At 61.2% G+C, this 14,625-nt stretch carries 14 protein-coding genes; 12 read left to right on the forward strand and 2 right to left on the reverse strand.

All coding sequences use genetic code 11. From position 1 onward, the window contains the following. Positions 1 to 5: 5 nt before the first annotated feature. The gene (locus ACIOU9_RS01055) at positions 6 to 2,159 is read right to left on the reverse strand and encodes a S9 family peptidase (RefSeq protein WP_402695871.1); all 2,154 of its coding nucleotides are present in this window, start codon (positions 2,157 to 2,159) and stop codon (positions 6 to 8) included. 202 nt (positions 2,160 to 2,361) lie between these two features. On the opposite strand from ACIOU9_RS01055, the gene ACIOU9_RS01060 reads away from it, so the two are divergent. The 9 genes from ACIOU9_RS01060 (at position 2,362) to ACIOU9_RS01100 (ending at position 9,998) form a co-directional block, all read left to right on the forward strand. Then, positions 2,362 to 3,828, forward strand: a complete 1,467-nt coding sequence (locus ACIOU9_RS01060) for an amino acid ABC transporter substrate-binding protein/permease (RefSeq protein ID WP_105656928.1) — start codon at positions 2,362 to 2,364, stop codon at positions 3,826 to 3,828. After that, positions 3,825 to 4,580: an amino acid ABC transporter ATP-binding protein gene (locus ACIOU9_RS01065; RefSeq protein ID WP_105656927.1), complete on the forward strand. Its 756-nt coding sequence runs from the start codon at positions 3,825 to 3,827 to the stop codon at positions 4,578 to 4,580. The genes ACIOU9_RS01060 and ACIOU9_RS01065 overlap by 4 nt, the downstream gene beginning before the upstream one ends. A gap of 195 nt (positions 4,581 to 4,775) precedes the next feature. Further along, positions 4,776 to 5,225 carry a DoxX family protein gene (locus ACIOU9_RS01070; protein WP_332489071.1) on the forward strand — a complete coding sequence of 150 codons (450 nt, stop codon included), beginning with the start codon at positions 4,776 to 4,778 and terminating at the stop codon, positions 5,223 to 5,225. A gap of 141 nt (positions 5,226 to 5,366) precedes the next feature. Beyond that, the gene (gene paaA, locus ACIOU9_RS01075; protein WP_105656925.1) at positions 5,367 to 6,353 is read left to right on the forward strand and encodes a 1,2-phenylacetyl-CoA epoxidase subunit PaaA; all 987 of its coding nucleotides are present in this window, start codon (positions 5,367 to 5,369) and stop codon (positions 6,351 to 6,353) included. Between the two features lies 1 nt (position 6,354). Next, positions 6,355 to 6,645 (forward strand): 1,2-phenylacetyl-CoA epoxidase subunit PaaB, encoded by a 291-nt coding sequence (paaB, locus tag ACIOU9_RS01080; protein ID WP_105656924.1) that lies wholly within the window; start codon positions 6,355 to 6,357, stop codon positions 6,643 to 6,645. Continuing rightward, positions 6,642 to 7,502, forward strand: coding sequence for a 1,2-phenylacetyl-CoA epoxidase subunit PaaC (gene paaC / locus ACIOU9_RS01085; protein ID WP_332489070.1), 861 nt, complete (start codon positions 6,642 to 6,644; stop codon positions 7,500 to 7,502). The genes paaB and paaC overlap by 4 nt, the downstream gene beginning before the upstream one ends. Positions 7,503 to 7,539: 37 nt before the next feature. Next, a complete protein-coding gene (gene paaD, locus ACIOU9_RS01090) occupies positions 7,540 to 8,037 on the forward strand; it encodes a 1,2-phenylacetyl-CoA epoxidase subunit PaaD (RefSeq protein WP_402470429.1) in 498 nt (165 codons plus the stop codon). After that, on the forward strand, positions 8,034 to 9,194 hold the full coding sequence (paaE, locus tag ACIOU9_RS01095; RefSeq protein WP_332498867.1) for a 1,2-phenylacetyl-CoA epoxidase subunit PaaE: 1,161 nt from the start codon (positions 8,034 to 8,036) through the stop codon (positions 9,192 to 9,194). Before paaD ends, paaE begins: the two co-directional genes overlap by 4 nt. 18 nt (positions 9,195 to 9,212) lie before the next feature. Further along, positions 9,213 to 9,998, forward strand: coding sequence for an enoyl-CoA hydratase/isomerase family protein (locus tag ACIOU9_RS01100; RefSeq protein ID WP_332489067.1), 786 nt, complete (start codon positions 9,213 to 9,215; stop codon positions 9,996 to 9,998). Positions 9,999 to 10,074: 76 nt separating this feature from the next. On the opposite strand, the gene ACIOU9_RS01105 is transcribed toward ACIOU9_RS01100, so the two are convergent. Then, positions 10,075 to 10,527, reverse strand: a complete 453-nt coding sequence (locus ACIOU9_RS01105) for an Lrp/AsnC family transcriptional regulator (protein ID WP_402695873.1) — start codon at positions 10,525 to 10,527, stop codon at positions 10,075 to 10,077. Between the two features lie 226 nt (positions 10,528 to 10,753). On the opposite strand from ACIOU9_RS01105, the gene pdhA reads away from it, so the two are divergent. Genes pdhA through ACIOU9_RS01120 form a run of 3 tightly spaced genes read left to right on the forward strand, consistent with a single transcriptional unit; the run spans position 10,754 to position 14,411 of the window. Continuing rightward, positions 10,754 to 11,917 (forward strand): pyruvate dehydrogenase (acetyl-transferring) E1 component subunit alpha, encoded by a 1,164-nt coding sequence (gene pdhA / locus ACIOU9_RS01110; protein WP_105656919.1) that lies wholly within the window; start codon positions 10,754 to 10,756, stop codon positions 11,915 to 11,917. A 1-nt stretch (position 11,918) separates the two neighbouring features. Beyond that, a complete protein-coding gene (locus ACIOU9_RS01115; protein WP_105656918.1) occupies positions 11,919 to 13,001 on the forward strand; it encodes an alpha-ketoacid dehydrogenase subunit beta in 1,083 nt (360 codons plus the stop codon). Beyond that, positions 13,002 to 14,411, forward strand: a complete 1,410-nt coding sequence (locus ACIOU9_RS01120) for a dihydrolipoamide acetyltransferase family protein (protein WP_400342014.1) — start codon at positions 13,002 to 13,004, stop codon at positions 14,409 to 14,411. The last annotated feature ends 214 nt before the right edge of the window (positions 14,412 to 14,625 follow it).

Below are 14,625 nucleotides of genomic sequence, written 5' to 3' on the forward strand. Positions count from 1 at the left end.
GCTACTTAGATTTCGTCGGTGCATCCCAGGGCGTCCAAGGCGAAGGCGTAGTCCCACGCGCGGGCCTTCCAGGACTCGTAACGTCCCGAAGCGCCGCCGTGACCGCCATCCATTTCGGTCTTCAGCACAATCGGGGCCTGTCCGGTACCGACTTCCCGCAGCTTGGCCACCCATTTGGCTGGCTCCACATACAGTACACGGGTGTCATTGAGCGAGGTGACCGCAGCGATCTTCGGGTAATCCTGTGCTGTGACGTTTTCGTAGGGAGTGTAGGACTTCATGTAGTCGTAGACCTCCTTGCTCTCGATCGGGTTGCCCCATTCTTCCCATTCCAGTGCCGAGAGCGGAAGCTCTGGATCCAGGATGGAGGTCAAGGCATCGACGAACGGCACCTGGGCGATGATCGCGGTATACAGCTGCGGAGCCATGTTCGCGACAGCGCCCATCAGCAGTCCGCCGGCCGAACCGCCCAGGGCGGCGATGCGCTGCGGATCGGCCCACCCGGAATCGAGCAGGTACTGTGTGGAATCAATGAAGTCGGTGAAGGTGTTCTTCTTGTGCAACTTCTTGCCCTGCAGGTACCAGTTGCGGCCCAGCTCGCCGCCGCCGCGCACGTGGGCAATGACAAAGACCACTCCGCGATCCAGCACGCTCAAGCGAGGGATGCCGAAACCAGGATCCATGGAGGCCTCGTAGGAACCGTAGCCGTAGATCAGCACCGGCTGGGGAACCGAGGTATCCAGGTCGGCACGGCGCATGATGGTCAAGGGGATCTTGGCGCCATCGGCCGCGGTGGCCCACTCGCGGGTGGACAGGTACTTGGCAGGATCGAAGTTGTTCACCGGGGTCTGCTTGCGCAGCACCAGCGACTGGTTCTGGAGCCACAGGTCGTATACGCGGGCCGGGGTGAAGTCTGCGGTGTAGCCGATGCGGATCAACGGAGCATCCAGCTCGGCAAAGGTCGCCGAGGCAGTGAACAGCTCATCATCGAAATCCGGTTCAATGGCCGGCTGCTGGGCTTTGGTGCCCAATCCGTCCAAGGCGATCAGCTGCACGCGCTCGCAGGTATCTCGGCGCACCGAGAGCACCACGTGCGAACCGGTCAGCGCGGTGCCTTCGATCTTGACCGTGTCCTCGTGGGCCACCACGGTCTGCCAGTGCGCCGGGTCGGCGTTTTCGCCCAGCTGGTCCAGGGATGCCAGCGACACCATGTTGTTCGGTGCCTGGTGGTCGTGGGTGATCAAGGCCTGGCCGGCGCCCGGCATCAGGTCGATTCCGTGCAGCAGGCGCAAGGAGCGCGGCACCAGCAAGGTCACGGCAGCCGAAGGATCGGCCAGATCCAGCATGCTGGTTTCGGCGTATTCGGAGTTGCCGCTGGAGATCATCAGGGTGTTGCGGTCCGGGCTCAGATCGAAGCCGAGCCACATGCCAGGATCATTTTCCTCGAAAATGATCTTGTCCTGCGTTGGGAGGGTCCCCAGCAGGTGAGCGCGAATCTGGTGCGGCCGCCAGGTTTCGTCAACCACCGTGTAGTAGACCGTTGAAGAATCGGGGGAGAAGGCCAGGCCGTAGAACACTCCTTCAATGGTGTCGCTCAGCAGCAGGCCGGTGTCCAGGTCCTTGATGAAAAGGGTGAATCGCTCATCGCCCGCATTATCGACACAGTAGGCAAGCAAGTTGCCTGCTTCATTCAACGCCATGCCGCCGAGCGAGAAGAACGGCTGCCCTTCGGCTAAGGCGTTGCCATCAAGCAGCACCTCTTCGGCAGGCAATGCAGTTTCCGCGTCGATGACCGGGGGCGTCCAGTCGGCAACAAGGTCCCCGGTGTCCGATGCCTTGACGCGGCACTGGATGGTGTAGGGCTTGCCTTCGGCCGAACGGGTGAAGTACCACCAGCCGCGGCGTCGCACTGGAACCGACAAGTCGGTTTCAACGGTGCGTGCCTTGATCTCGCTGAACAAGGCATCGCGCAGCGGCTGCTGGCTAGCGGTAATGGTGTCGGTGTACTCGTTTTCTGCGGTCAGATGCGCGATGACATCCGGGTTGGCTTTCTCCCGCAGCCACTCGTAGTTGTCGATGAAGTCATCGCCGTGGAAGCTGCGGGTGGTGGGCAGCTTTGCGGCACGCGGTGCATTGGCGGTCAACGATTCTGGAGTCATACCCCTATTCAATCCCACTGCCGTGCTATGCGGGTGCAGCTATGCTCAGCGCGGACAGAACAGCGGTTTCAAACCGATAACGATGCAAGTGCAGGCGAGTCGCGGGGTACCGGCTAGGCTTTATAAGTCCTAGGCTTGCAGGCAGAACGTATCATCTGCACCTTGGGCCATTCGCCCTTCAGTACGAGAAAGCGATACATCAGTGGAAAAGAAAAGAACAGCTGCCCCCACAGGGCGCCTGGCCCGATGGATAGCCGCGGCTGCCATCGGTTTGATGGCCCTGGTCGTCGGGGCACCCTCGGCCGTGGCCCAAGGCAGTGAAAGCGTCGAGGGCCAGACCTACGTCATCGGCACGGATACGACTTTCGCGCCCTTCGAGTTCCGCCAGAACGGCGAACTGACCGGTATCGACATGGATCTTCTGCGCGCCATTGCCGAAGACCAGGGTTTCGAAGTCGAGATCAGGTCCCTGGGCTTCAATGCGGCTTTGGCCGCCCTTTCCTCCAACCAGGTGGATGGCGTGATCGCCGGCATGTCGATTACCGACGAGCGCAAGGAGATCTACGACTTCTCCGAGCCGTACTTCGAGTCCGGCGTGCAGATGGCTGTCGCTGCCGGCAATGACGAGATCACCGGTTACGAGGACTTGGAAGGCAAGACCGTTGTCGCCAAGACCGGCGCCGAGGGCGAAAGCTATGCAAAGTCCATCGCCGAGGAATACGGCTTCGAGGTCAAGTCCTTGGACCAGTCGGCCACCATGTACGAATCGGTCAAGGCCGGTTCTGCAGTTGCCGTCTTCGACGACTACCCGGTGCTGGCCTACGGCATTGCCCAGGGCAATGGCCTGAAGACCGTCACCGACAAGGTCCCGGGCGGTTCCTATGGCTTCGCCGTGAACAAGGGCGAGAACACCGCGCTGCTGGCAGCGTTCAACGACGGCTTGGCCGAGCTGAAGGCCAACGGCGAGTACCAGCAGATCCTGGACTCCTACCTTGCCGACCCGACCGCAGCGGCGCCAAGCAACTTCTTCGACCTGCTGGTCAAGTCCATTCCCGCATTGATGACCGGTCTGTGGCACACCCTGCTGGTGACCGCGATTTCCTTCGCCATTGCCATGGCATTGGGCCTGGTCTTCGGCTTCATGAAGATCTCCGGGAACATCGTGCTGCGCGGCATCGCCACGACCTTCGTGAACATCTTCCGCGGCACCCCGTTGCTGCTCTGGGCCTTCATGTTCTACTTCGGACTGCCGCAGCTGACCGGCTGGGAGATCAGCGTCTGGACCGCAGGCGTGCTGACGCTGTCGCTGAACGCCGGTGCCTATGTCGCCGAAATCGTTCGCGGCGGTATCCAGTCGGTGGATCCAGGGCAGCTTGAAGCATCCCGTTCGCTGGGCCTGGGCTATGGCAAGTCGATGCAGAAGGTCGTGATCCCGCAGGCTTTCAAGATGATGACCCCGTCACTGATCAACCAGTTGATCATCAGCCTGAAGGACTCCTCGTTGCTGCTGGCTATCGGCTTCACCGAGCTGCTCTACCAGGGCCAGCAGATCTACGCGGCGAACTTCCGTGTCACTGAGACGCTGCTGATCGTGGGCATTATCTACTTCATTGCCATTATGGCGCTGACCAAATTGGCAAATTATGCCGATCGGAGGTTCAACAAGTGAGCACCGTAACCGAGCAAAGCTCCAACGTGAAGATCCAGGTCAAGGACTTGCACAAGTCCTTTGGCTCCAACAATGTACTCAAGGGCATCGACATGGATGTCCGCGAAGGCGAAGTGGTGTGCGTGATCGGCCCTTCCGGGTCCGGCAAGTCCACCTTGCTGCGTTGCCTGAACAAGCTTGAGGACATTACCTCGGGCAAGGTGGTTGTCGATGGCTTTGATGTCACCGACCCCAAGGTGGACATCAATGAGGTGCGCCGCCATGTAGGCATGGTGTTCCAGCACTTCAACCTGTTCCCGCATATGAGCGTGGCAGAGAACATCATGCTGGCGCCAGTCGAGCTCAAGAAGATGAGCAAGGCGGAAGGCCGGGAGCGCGCACTTGAGCTGCTGGAACGCGTGGGCTTGCGCGAGAAGGCCAACGCCCGTCCCGCCTCGCTCTCTGGCGGCCAGAAGCAGCGTGTGGCCATCGCCCGCGCGCTTGCCATGGCCCCGGGCATCATGCTCTTCGACGAGGCTACCAGCGCTCTTGACCCGGAGATGGTCGGCGAGGTGCTGCAGGTTATCAAGGAGCTGGCCGACACCGGCATGACCATGGTTCTGGTGACCCACGAGATGGGCTTTGCGCGCGAAGTCGCTGACCGCGTGGTCTTCATGGCTGATGGTGTTGTCTGCGAGCAGGGTGCGCCCGAACAGCTGTTCGGCAACCCGCAGCAGGCGCGTACCCAGGACTTCTTGTCCAAGGTTCTCTGAGCCGTACCGCCAAGCCAGCGGAAAACCGTGCTGTCCACGACCAGATGAAACTGGTCGCGGGCAGCACGGTTTTTTCGTGACGAAGCTTACGGGACAAAAACCTTCATATGCTTGAAGGTTCAACTTATCCCCTTGTAGGGTTGGAGCAGTAGCCACACGGGATCTTCCCGTGCCCCAATCCCTAGGAGTTAAAATATGTCCGCTCTGGAAAACAACCCGGGTCTGCAGACCGCTGCGCGTACCCTGCTTCGCTTGGCCTTCGGCTTCCTCTTCCTGGCTCATGGCTGGCAGAAGTACTTCCAGTTCACCATCGAGGGCACCACTGCGGCCTTTGGCCAGATGGGCGTTCCTGCTGCCGGTTTGATTGCTCCAGTGGCGGCAACCCTGGAGATCGCCGGCGGCGCCGCGATCATCCTTGGCCTGCTGACCCGCGTCTTCGCTGGCCTGCTGGGCCTGCAGATGATTGCCGCCCTGTTCATGGTTCATGCCTCAGGTGGCGTGTTCGTGGAAAATGGCGGCTTCGAGCTTGTCCTGGCACTGGCTGCCGGCGCGCTGGCACTGCTCTTGACGGGCCCAGGCCGCATCTCGCTTGATGCGCTGATATTCAAGGGCAAGAACTCGGAAAAGGCTCTGGCTAACGCCTAATCCCCAGCTTCAAGGAAACCCCGGGAATTCTTTCCCGGGGTTTTGTTGTGCCTGGAGGGGGTTGGTGTTGACGTGATCGAACGCACTCTGACATACTGAACGAACGGTCAGTATGTAATTTGTTTTCGATGAGGTGAACCCATGGCCCCGACCACACCGCAGGAGCCGGGACTGAGTGCCGTCCCGAGCTACGAAGAAGAGCAGTCCCAAGCGCGTTTCGACGCCTTGATCGATCAGGACTCCCGCGTCGAACCACGCGACTGGATGCCTGAGAAGTACCGCAAGACCCTCAGCCGCCAGATCTCCCAGCACGCGCACTCCGAAATCATCGGCATGCAGCCTGAGGCCAACTGGATCACCCGCGCTCCCTCGCTGAAGCGCAAGTCCATTCTGATGGCCAAGGTGCAGGATGAAGCCGGGCACGGGCTCTACCTCTACTCGGCTGCCGAGACCCTGGGCACCACCCGCGACGAGTACAACGAGCAGCTGCTCTCCGGCAAGGCCAAGTACTCCTCGATCTTCAACTACCCTGCACGCACCTGGGCGGATATGGGTGCTATCGGCTGGCTGGTCGATGGTGCGGCCATCGCCAACCAGGTTCCGCTGTGCCGCGCCTCCTACGGCCCCTACGGCCGTGCGATGGTGCGCGTGTGCAAGGAAGAATCCTTCCACCAGCGCCAGGGCTTCGAAATCCTGCTCTCGCTCTCCCGCGGCACCGAGGCGCAGAAGAAGATGGCCCAGGACGCCATCAACCGCTTCTACGAACCCTCGCTGATGATGTTCGGTCCGCCAGATGACCAGTCGCCGAACTCCCAGCAGTCCATGGCCTGGAAGATCAAGCGTTTCTCCAATGACGAACTGCGCCAGCGCTTCGTTGGCATGATTGCCGAGCAGGTCAAGGTCCTTGGCCTGACCCTGCCGGATCCCCAGCTGCACTTCGATGAAGAAAAGAAGCAGTGGATCCACAAGGATTTGAACTGGGATGAATTCATGGCAGTGATCAAGGGCAACGGCCCGGCCAACGCGCAGCGGCTGGAACGCCGCCGTGAAGCGCACCGCGAAGGTGCCTGGGTCCGAGAAGCAGCCGCAGCATACGCAGCAAAACAAGCACGAAGTGAGGTCGCCTAGCATGAGCCAACAGAGCAATTGGCCCCTGTGGGAAGTATTCGTCCGTTCGTCCCGAGGACTCTCGCACGTCCACGCCGGATCCCTGCATGCACCGGATCAGCAGATGGCACTGCGCAACGCCCGCGATCTGTACACCCGCCGCAATGAAGGCGTCTCGCTATGGGTCGTAAAGTCCTCGGACATCATCAGCTCCGACCCCGGTGAAAAGGATTCCTTCTTCGAATCCCCGCAGGGCAAGGACTACCGCCACGCGACCTATTACAAGGCCAGTGAGGGAGTGAAGCACCTGTGAAGCACGAAGAACTCGACGAAGCGCTCGATAGCTTCGGCGACGCGCTGGCCTCGGCCACCCGCGTCACCCCGGGCAATGCCCTGCGTCCGGAGGACATCGCCGTAGACGGCGTCAAGCCAAGCGAAGAGGTCGCGCGCTACGCGCTGACCCTGGGCGACGATGCCCTGATCCTGGCGCAGCGCATGTCGCACTGGATTTCCCGCGCTCCGGAACTGGAAGAAGATGTTGCCCTGGGCAATATCGCCCTGGATATCCTGGGCCACGCCCGCTCGTTCCTGACCTACGCCGGACTGGCCTGGGGCAAGACCGAAGACGAATTGGCCTACTGGCGCGAGGAAGAAGAATTCACTTCGCTGTGGATTGTCGAACAGCCTAACGGCCACTTCGGCGTGACCATCATCCGCCAGCTGATCGTTTCGATCTTCCAGAACCTGCTCTACAAGCAGCTGGCGCAGTCCAAGGACGAAACCCTGGCCGCCATCTCGGCCAAGGCAGTCAAGGAAGTCGACTACCACCGCGACCACGCCATCCAGTGGACCATCCGCCTGGGCATGGGGACCGAGGAATCAGCGTCCAAGATGCGCCATGCCCTGGAAATCCTCTGGCCGTACGTCGATGAGATGTTCCGCGATGAGGAAGTCCACCAGGACCTTGCGGGCATCGCCGTGCTGCCCTCCACCCTGCGCGGTGCATGGGATGAAGAAATCACTGCGGTACTGGCCGACGCCGGACTGGAGATTCCTGCAACCGGACAGGCCATGGCCTACGGACGCCGCGGCGAGCATTCGGAGCACCTGGGCTACCTGCTGGCAGAGATGCAAGTTCTCGCCCGCAAGCATCCCGGTGCCAGCTGGTAACTACGCAACATTTTTGCCCGAAAAGGGGGAAGCAGTCTTGAGCAAGACGATCGCTGGCGCCAAGGACCTGTTCGCTATCGCCTCCCAGGTGACCGACCCGGAAATTCCGGTGCTATCCATCGCGGACCTGGGAATCCTGCGCGAGGTGGACATGGCCGAGGACGGAACCGTGCAGGTAGTCATCACCCCGACCTATTCAGGTTGCCCGGCGATGGATGCCATCAATGGCGACCTGTACACCGCTTTCGCAGACGCCGGATATGAAAAGGTGGACGTCAAGCTGGTGCTGAGCCCGGCGTGGTCAACGGACTGGATGACCGCGGAAGGCAAGGCCAAGCTCGAACAGTACGGGATTGCCCCACCGACCGGCCAGGGCCACGCAGGCCGCGTCACCCTGGGCATGAGCGTGAAATGCCCGCGGTGCCACTCGCTGAACACCCGGGAGTTGGCCCGCTTCGCCTCGACTTCCTGCAAGGCGCTCTACACCTGCAAAGACTGCTTGGAACCCTTCGACTACTTCAAGGTGCTCTCATGACCGAACAAACCACTCCCACCCGACGCCGGGCATCCTTCCATCGGCTCACCGTCTCGAATGTGCGCCGGTTGACCAAGGACTCAATTGAAGTCAGCTTCGCCATCCCTGGCGACTTGAGCGAGGAATACGACTACGTCGCAGGCCAGTACGTGGCGTTGCGCAAGGAAATCCCCAACGCCGAAGGCGAGCTGGTCGAATTGCGCCGTTCGTACTCGATCTGCGCCGCCCCGACGGGCGACGAGATCAAGGTGGCGATCAAGCGCGACCTGGGCGGCCTGTTCTCCACCTGGGCCAACGAGTCCCTGGCCGCAGGGGACCAGATTGATGTGATGAGCCCTGCCGGCGCTTTCATTTCCAAGCACAAGCTCACCCAGATCAATAACCCGTCGACCATCGACACTAAAGCGCAGGACCGTTTCGTGGCCGTCGCCGCCGGCTCGGGCATTACCCCGGTGCTGGCCATTGCCCGCACGATCCTCGAAGCCAATGACCACACCCGCTTCGACTTGATCTACGCGAACAAGGCCGCCATGGACGTCATGTTCCTGGAGGAACTGGCCGACCTGAAGGACCGCTACACATCCCGGCTGGCACTGCACCACGTGCTCAGCCGCGAACAGCGCATTTCCCCATTGCTTTCGGGCCGCATCGACGCCGAGAAGCTCACCACGCTGCTGACCAGCGTGGTCCAGGCACCGAATGTTGACGAGTGGTTCCTCTGCGGCCCATTCGAGCTCGTCCAGTTGGTCCGCGACCAGCTGGCCAGCTTGGAAGTTCCCGCCGAGAAGGTCCGTTTCGAGCTATTCACCACCGGCGAGCCGACGAAGCCGCAAGGGCATATCGGCCGTCCCGTGGTGGCGGACGAGAATGAGGAAAGCTACGAGATCAGCTTCAACCTCGACGGCCTGAAGGGCGAGGTCAAGTCGCCGGTGCGTGCCAACGAAACCGTGCTGAACGCTGCCTTGCGCGTGCGTCCGGATGTGCCGTTCGCTTGCGCTGGCGGCGTGTGCGGCACCTGCCGTGCCAAGGTCACCTGCGGTACGGTCACCATGGCCGAGAACTACGCGCTGGAACCCGACGAAGTCGAAGCCGGCTACGTACTGACCTGCCAGTCGCACCCAACCAGCGAAAAGCTGAGCGTCGACTTCGACGCCTAGAAAGGCCAGGACGAATCCATGATCGAACTGACGATTGAAGATTCCATCGCGCGGGTGGTGCTCAACGCTCCGCAGAAAATGAACTCGCTGGATGAAGCGGCCTTGGCGCAGCTCTCGGAAGCCTATGACAAAGCGGCTGCCGCAGTGGCTGCGGGCACCGTGCGCGCGCTGGTACTGACCGGCGAGGGACGCGGATTCTGCGCAGGTCGCGACATCTCCGGGGTAGATCCCGCGGACGATGACGTGATCGGCTATCTTGACGGCAAGGTCCAGCCGCTGCTGGAGAAGATGTCCAGCTTCCCTGCGCCAACCTTCGCGCTGGTGCAGGGTGCCTGCTTGGGCGTGGGTTTGGGGCTGGCGATCGCTACCGACGTAGTCTACGTCGCGGAAAACGCCAAGATTGGTTCCCCGTTTGCGAACCTTGGCGCGACCCTCGACTCCGGCGGGCACTGGCTGTTCACCGAGCGTCTCGGGGCACACCGCACGCTGGATCTGATTTACACCGCCGAACTGATCTCCGGTGCTGAAGCGGTGCGTTCCGGGCTTTTCTCCCGGGCATTCCCAGCAGAGGAACTGGCAGAGCGCAGCGAAGAAATCATTGCCAAGGTAGCCCAGGGTGCAACTCAGGCATTCGTCGCTTCCAAGCAGCTGGTCAAGGAAATCCGTGACCAGCGTGCGGGACTGTGGGAATCGATGCGTACCGAGAACCGGGCGCAGGCAGCCCTGTGCGACACCGCTGACTACGCCGAAGGTTTCAAGTCCTTCCAGGAGAAGCGCAAGCCGGTGTTCACCGGCCAGAAGTAGTTTCGCAGCAGACACGAGAAGAGCACCTGGAAATGGTATCCAGGTGCTCTTCTCGTATCTTCTGGTGAACTGCTGCCTATCGGGTGTCGGTGTCTTCGAAGATCAGCAGGGTCTGCGTATCCAGGACCGTTGGCAAAGACTGCAATTGCTCGAAGACCACGCGGCGCAGATCCAGATTGTCCTTGGCTCGCACCAGCAGGATCACATCGAAATTGCCTCCGACCAGGCCCACATGATGCACCTCGCGAATGGACGCCAAGTGATCGCGCAGTTCGCGCCAGGAATGCTGGCGGAGTTTCAAGGTCACGTAGGCGCTGGCCTTGAGTCCTGCCTTCACCGGATCAATCACCGCCGTATAACGAGTGATCACCCCGGCATCTTGGAGCTTTGCGATACGGGAATAGGCGTGGGCACGCGATACATGCACCTTTTGTGCCACGGTGGTGACCGACTGGCGCCCGTCGCTGGTTAGCTCAGCGAGGATCGCATGGTCGACATCATCGAGTTTTAACTCCGCTTCCGCGGCCATTGGTACTCCTTGTTGACGTGTCGGACGTCTCTGTTCCAAACACAATCTATCGAAACTTTTCGTCTACGAGTATAAGGATACCAATCGCAACTTTCCACGATTCCACGCCGGACTGGATACAGAATGCCACGCATACCCATAATTGATTGCAAATGATGTTTAGGTGAAGTGAGTCACAAGCAGTTGTGCTCATGGACCGAGCCAGAACCACGAAAGGTGGGAGAACATGAGCACTGAAGCGCATGCAGATCGCATCTCTGATGTCAGCAAGAAGTTCGGGATTACCCCCGAAGACTACATGCTGCCAGCACGCCACATGATCAACCTGTTGAACCCGGACGGAACCCTGCGCCCAGAGGACCAACAGGGTACTGAACCTGGCCACGAGTACCCGCTGCCAAGCCCGGCCCGGCTACTGGAAGCCTATGCGGCCCTGGTCACCGGCCGCCGCGTCAACGACCAGAACTCCGCACTGGTCCGCCAGGGCCGCATGGCTGTCTACCCCTCCAGCCACGGGCAGGAAGCCTGCCAAATCGCAGCAGCCCTGTGCCTGGGCGAGAACGACTGGCTTTTCCCAACCTACCGCGACACGGTAGCGGTGCTGACCAAGGGCGTAGCCCCGATGGAAGTCATGACCAGCTTCCGCGGCGAATGGCACTGCGGCTACGACCCGAAGGCGTATAACTGCGCACCGATGTCCACCCCGCTCACGACCCAGCTGCTGCACGCAGTGGGTGTCGCCCACGCTGCCAAGCTGCGCGGCGAAGACACCGTAGTGGTGGCCATGTGCGGCGATGGCGCCACCAGCGAGGGCGACTTCCACGAAGCGCTGAACTTCGCCGCGGTCTTCAACCTTCCGGTGATCTTCTTCGTGCAGAACAACAAGTACGCCATCTCGGTTCCGCTCTCGCAGCAAAGTGCCGCCCCGTCCCTGGCCCACAAGGCTGTTGGCTACGGCATGGCCGGCGAGCGCGTGGATGGCAACGACCTGATGGCCTTGATGGCAATCATGACCCGAGCGGTGCGCATGGCCCGCGAAGGCAACGGCCCGCTGCTGATCGAGGCCCACACTTACCGCATGCAGGCGCACACCAACGCAGATGACGACAAGCGCTACCGCGAGGACTCCGAAGTCCAGGAATGGATCGCCAAGGATCCGGTGACCCGCATGAAGGCGTACCTGGACGATGCCGGGCTCTTGACCGATAGCACCGTCGCCAAGATCACCGCAGACGCCGAGTCGGTCGCCAAGACCTTGCGTGATGGCATGAACCAGGAAGCCAACACCGATCCACGTGAGCTGTTCGAGCACGTGTACTCGGCCAAGACCCCGCAGCTGGCTGAACAGCAAGCCATGCTCGTCGACGAACTAGACCGTGAGGAGGCCTAGGATGACTGCCACTACTTCGCGCTTGAACCCGAACGTCAGCGCTGCCACCGCACGAGCCGCAGCCAAGGCCGCCAATGAGCACCAGCCGGTGACCTTCGGCAAGGCGCTGAATACCGCCCTGGCTGATTCGCTGGTTGCCGACAACTCGGTAGTGATTTTCGGCGAGGATGTGGGAACCCTTGGCGGCGTTTTCCGCATCACCGACGGGCTGACCGCACGCTTTGGTTCCGAACGCTGCTTTGACACCCCGCTGGCCGAATCCGGCATTGTCGGCATGGCCGTGGGCATGGCCATCAACGGCATGCGCCCGGTTATCGAGATGCAGTTCGATGCATTCGCCTACCCGGCGTTCGAGCAGATCGCTTCGCATGTCGCCAAGATGCGCAACCGAACCCAGGGCAAGCTGAACCTGCCGATGGTCATCCGCATACCGTACGCCGGCGGCGTGGGCGGCGTGGAGCACCACTGCGATTCCTCGGAAGCCTACTACGCCCACACTCCAGGGCTGAAGGTCTTCACGCCCTCGTGCGTAGAGGATGCCTACCTGATGCTGCGCGAAGCCATCGATTCGGATGATCCGGTGGTCTTCTTCGAGCCGAAGAAGCTGTACTGGTCCAAGGAGCAGGTGGACTTGGCGCAGCTGGCCGAGCAGTACGAGGCCAAGAAGAGCGCTAGGACCGAGGGCCAGGCGCGCATCGCCCGTCCGGGCAGCGATGCCACGCTGATTACCTATGGTCCAAGCGTTTCCACCGCATTGGAAGCTGCCAAGTTGGCAGCCGAGGAAGGCATCAGCCTGGAAGTTCTCGACATCCGGAGCATTGTGCCCTTCGATGACGAGACCGTCTGCGCATCGGTGCGCAAGACCGGACGCGCTATCGTGGTTGCCGAAGCCCAGGGCTTCGCCTCGGTAGCCAGTGAAATCGTGGCCCGGGTGCAGGAGCGCTGCTTCCACTCGTTGGCCGCTCCAGTGCTTCGCGTGACCGGATTCGACATTCCATACCCGGCCCCAACGCTGGAAAAGTTCCATCTTCCAAGCGCCGAACGCATTCTCGACGCGGTTGACCAGCTTCAGTGGGAGGCGTAAATGAGCATCAAGACTTTTCTCTTGCCAGACCTTGGCGAAGGCCTGACCGAAGCCGAGCTGGTGCGCTGGATGGTTGCCGCCGGTGACGTTGTCGCAGTTGACCAGCCCATAGCGGAGGTGGAAACCGCGAAGTCGCTGGTGGAGATCCCTTGCCCGTTTGAAGGCGTAGTCTCGACCCTGCATGGGGACGCCGGCCAGATGATGCTGGTGGATGAGCCTTTCATCTCCGTGAACACCGGCGGCGAAGAAGCTGAAGTGCCTGAAGCCGAACGTGCGCAGTCCTACCGCGAGGAAGAGCGTGCTGGCACCCAGGTACCTGCCGAAGAATCAGCAGAAGCCGATGAGGGTAGCGGCAACGTGCTCATTGGCTACGGCACTTCCTCTGCCCAGCGCAAGACCAGCCGTCGGCGCAAGCCGCGCGGCGGGGTAGCCGCGCCAGCGGCACAGGCACCGGCCGAAGCGGCCCGCGTGATCAACCCGCTGGTACGCAAACTGGCGCGGGATAACGCCTTGGATATCACAACGGTTCGAGGCTCTGGTCCAGAGGGGCTGATTCTGCGCACCGACGTGGAAGCCGCCTTGTCGGCTGATGCGGGGCTGCCTGCAGCTGCGGCGGCCGCTGCCCCGGCAGCACCGACCCCGGCTTCCGCAGCCGCGGTGCCCGCTGCACCAGCCCAGGCTGGCGAGGCGGATTCGAAGACCGGCCTGCCGGTCGCATCTTCCCAGGTGCTCTCGGGCGTGCGCAAGACCATCGCCACCGCGATGAGCACTTCGCGCCGCGAGATCCCCGAGGCTACCGTGTGGGTGGATGTCGATGTCACCAAGCTGCTGAAGCTGCGATCGAAGATCAAGGAAGCCGAAGGCCAAGCTCCAAGCGTCATGGCACTGATCTCCCGTTTCGCGGTGGCCGGCTTGCGGCGCTTCCCTGAACTGAACAGCCGCATTGAGGCTGAAGCTGATGGGGGCTTGCGCCATACCCTCTTCGAGGGCGTGAACCTCGGGTTCGCAGCCCAGACCGATCGCGGCCTGGTTGTGCCAAATGTGCGCAACGCCCACAAGCTGAACGCCAAGGAACTGTCAGCCGAGTTCGCTCGACTGGCTACGGTGGCCCGCGAGGGCAAGGCCGGTGTCGCCGACCTGTCCGGCAGCACCTTCACCATCAATAACTACGGCGTGTTCAATGTTGATGGCTCCGCGGCCATCATCAACTACCCGGAAGCGGCCATTCTGGGGCTGGGGCGCATCATCGAGAAGCCGTGGGTGGTCAATGGCAAGATCAAGGTCCGTTCCATCTGCGAGATGACACTGAGCTTTGACCACCGGGTCTGCGATGGCGGAACCGCTGCCGGCTTCATGCGCTATGTTGCCGACGCGATGACGGATCCAAAGACTGCGCTGGCTTCGCTCTAGCGCCTACTGTGCGCAGTGCTCGCTCTCAAGAGTGATCTTGATGCCCGTCGAACCTCACGAGGATTGACGGGCATCACCCTTTTTGCTGATATTTCATCTATGTTCGATCATTTATCAGCATGTCAAATATAGGTTGCTAGAATTGAACCAATTATTATTTCTATGATGGAAATATGTTGGGTTGCTTTCCAGCCGCTTATGACGCGGGCTAGGC

This window comes from Glutamicibacter sp. NPDC087583 (assembly GCF_044743685.1).
In the GTDB taxonomy this organism is placed as follows: Bacteria; Actinomycetota; Actinomycetes; order Actinomycetales; family Micrococcaceae; genus Glutamicibacter.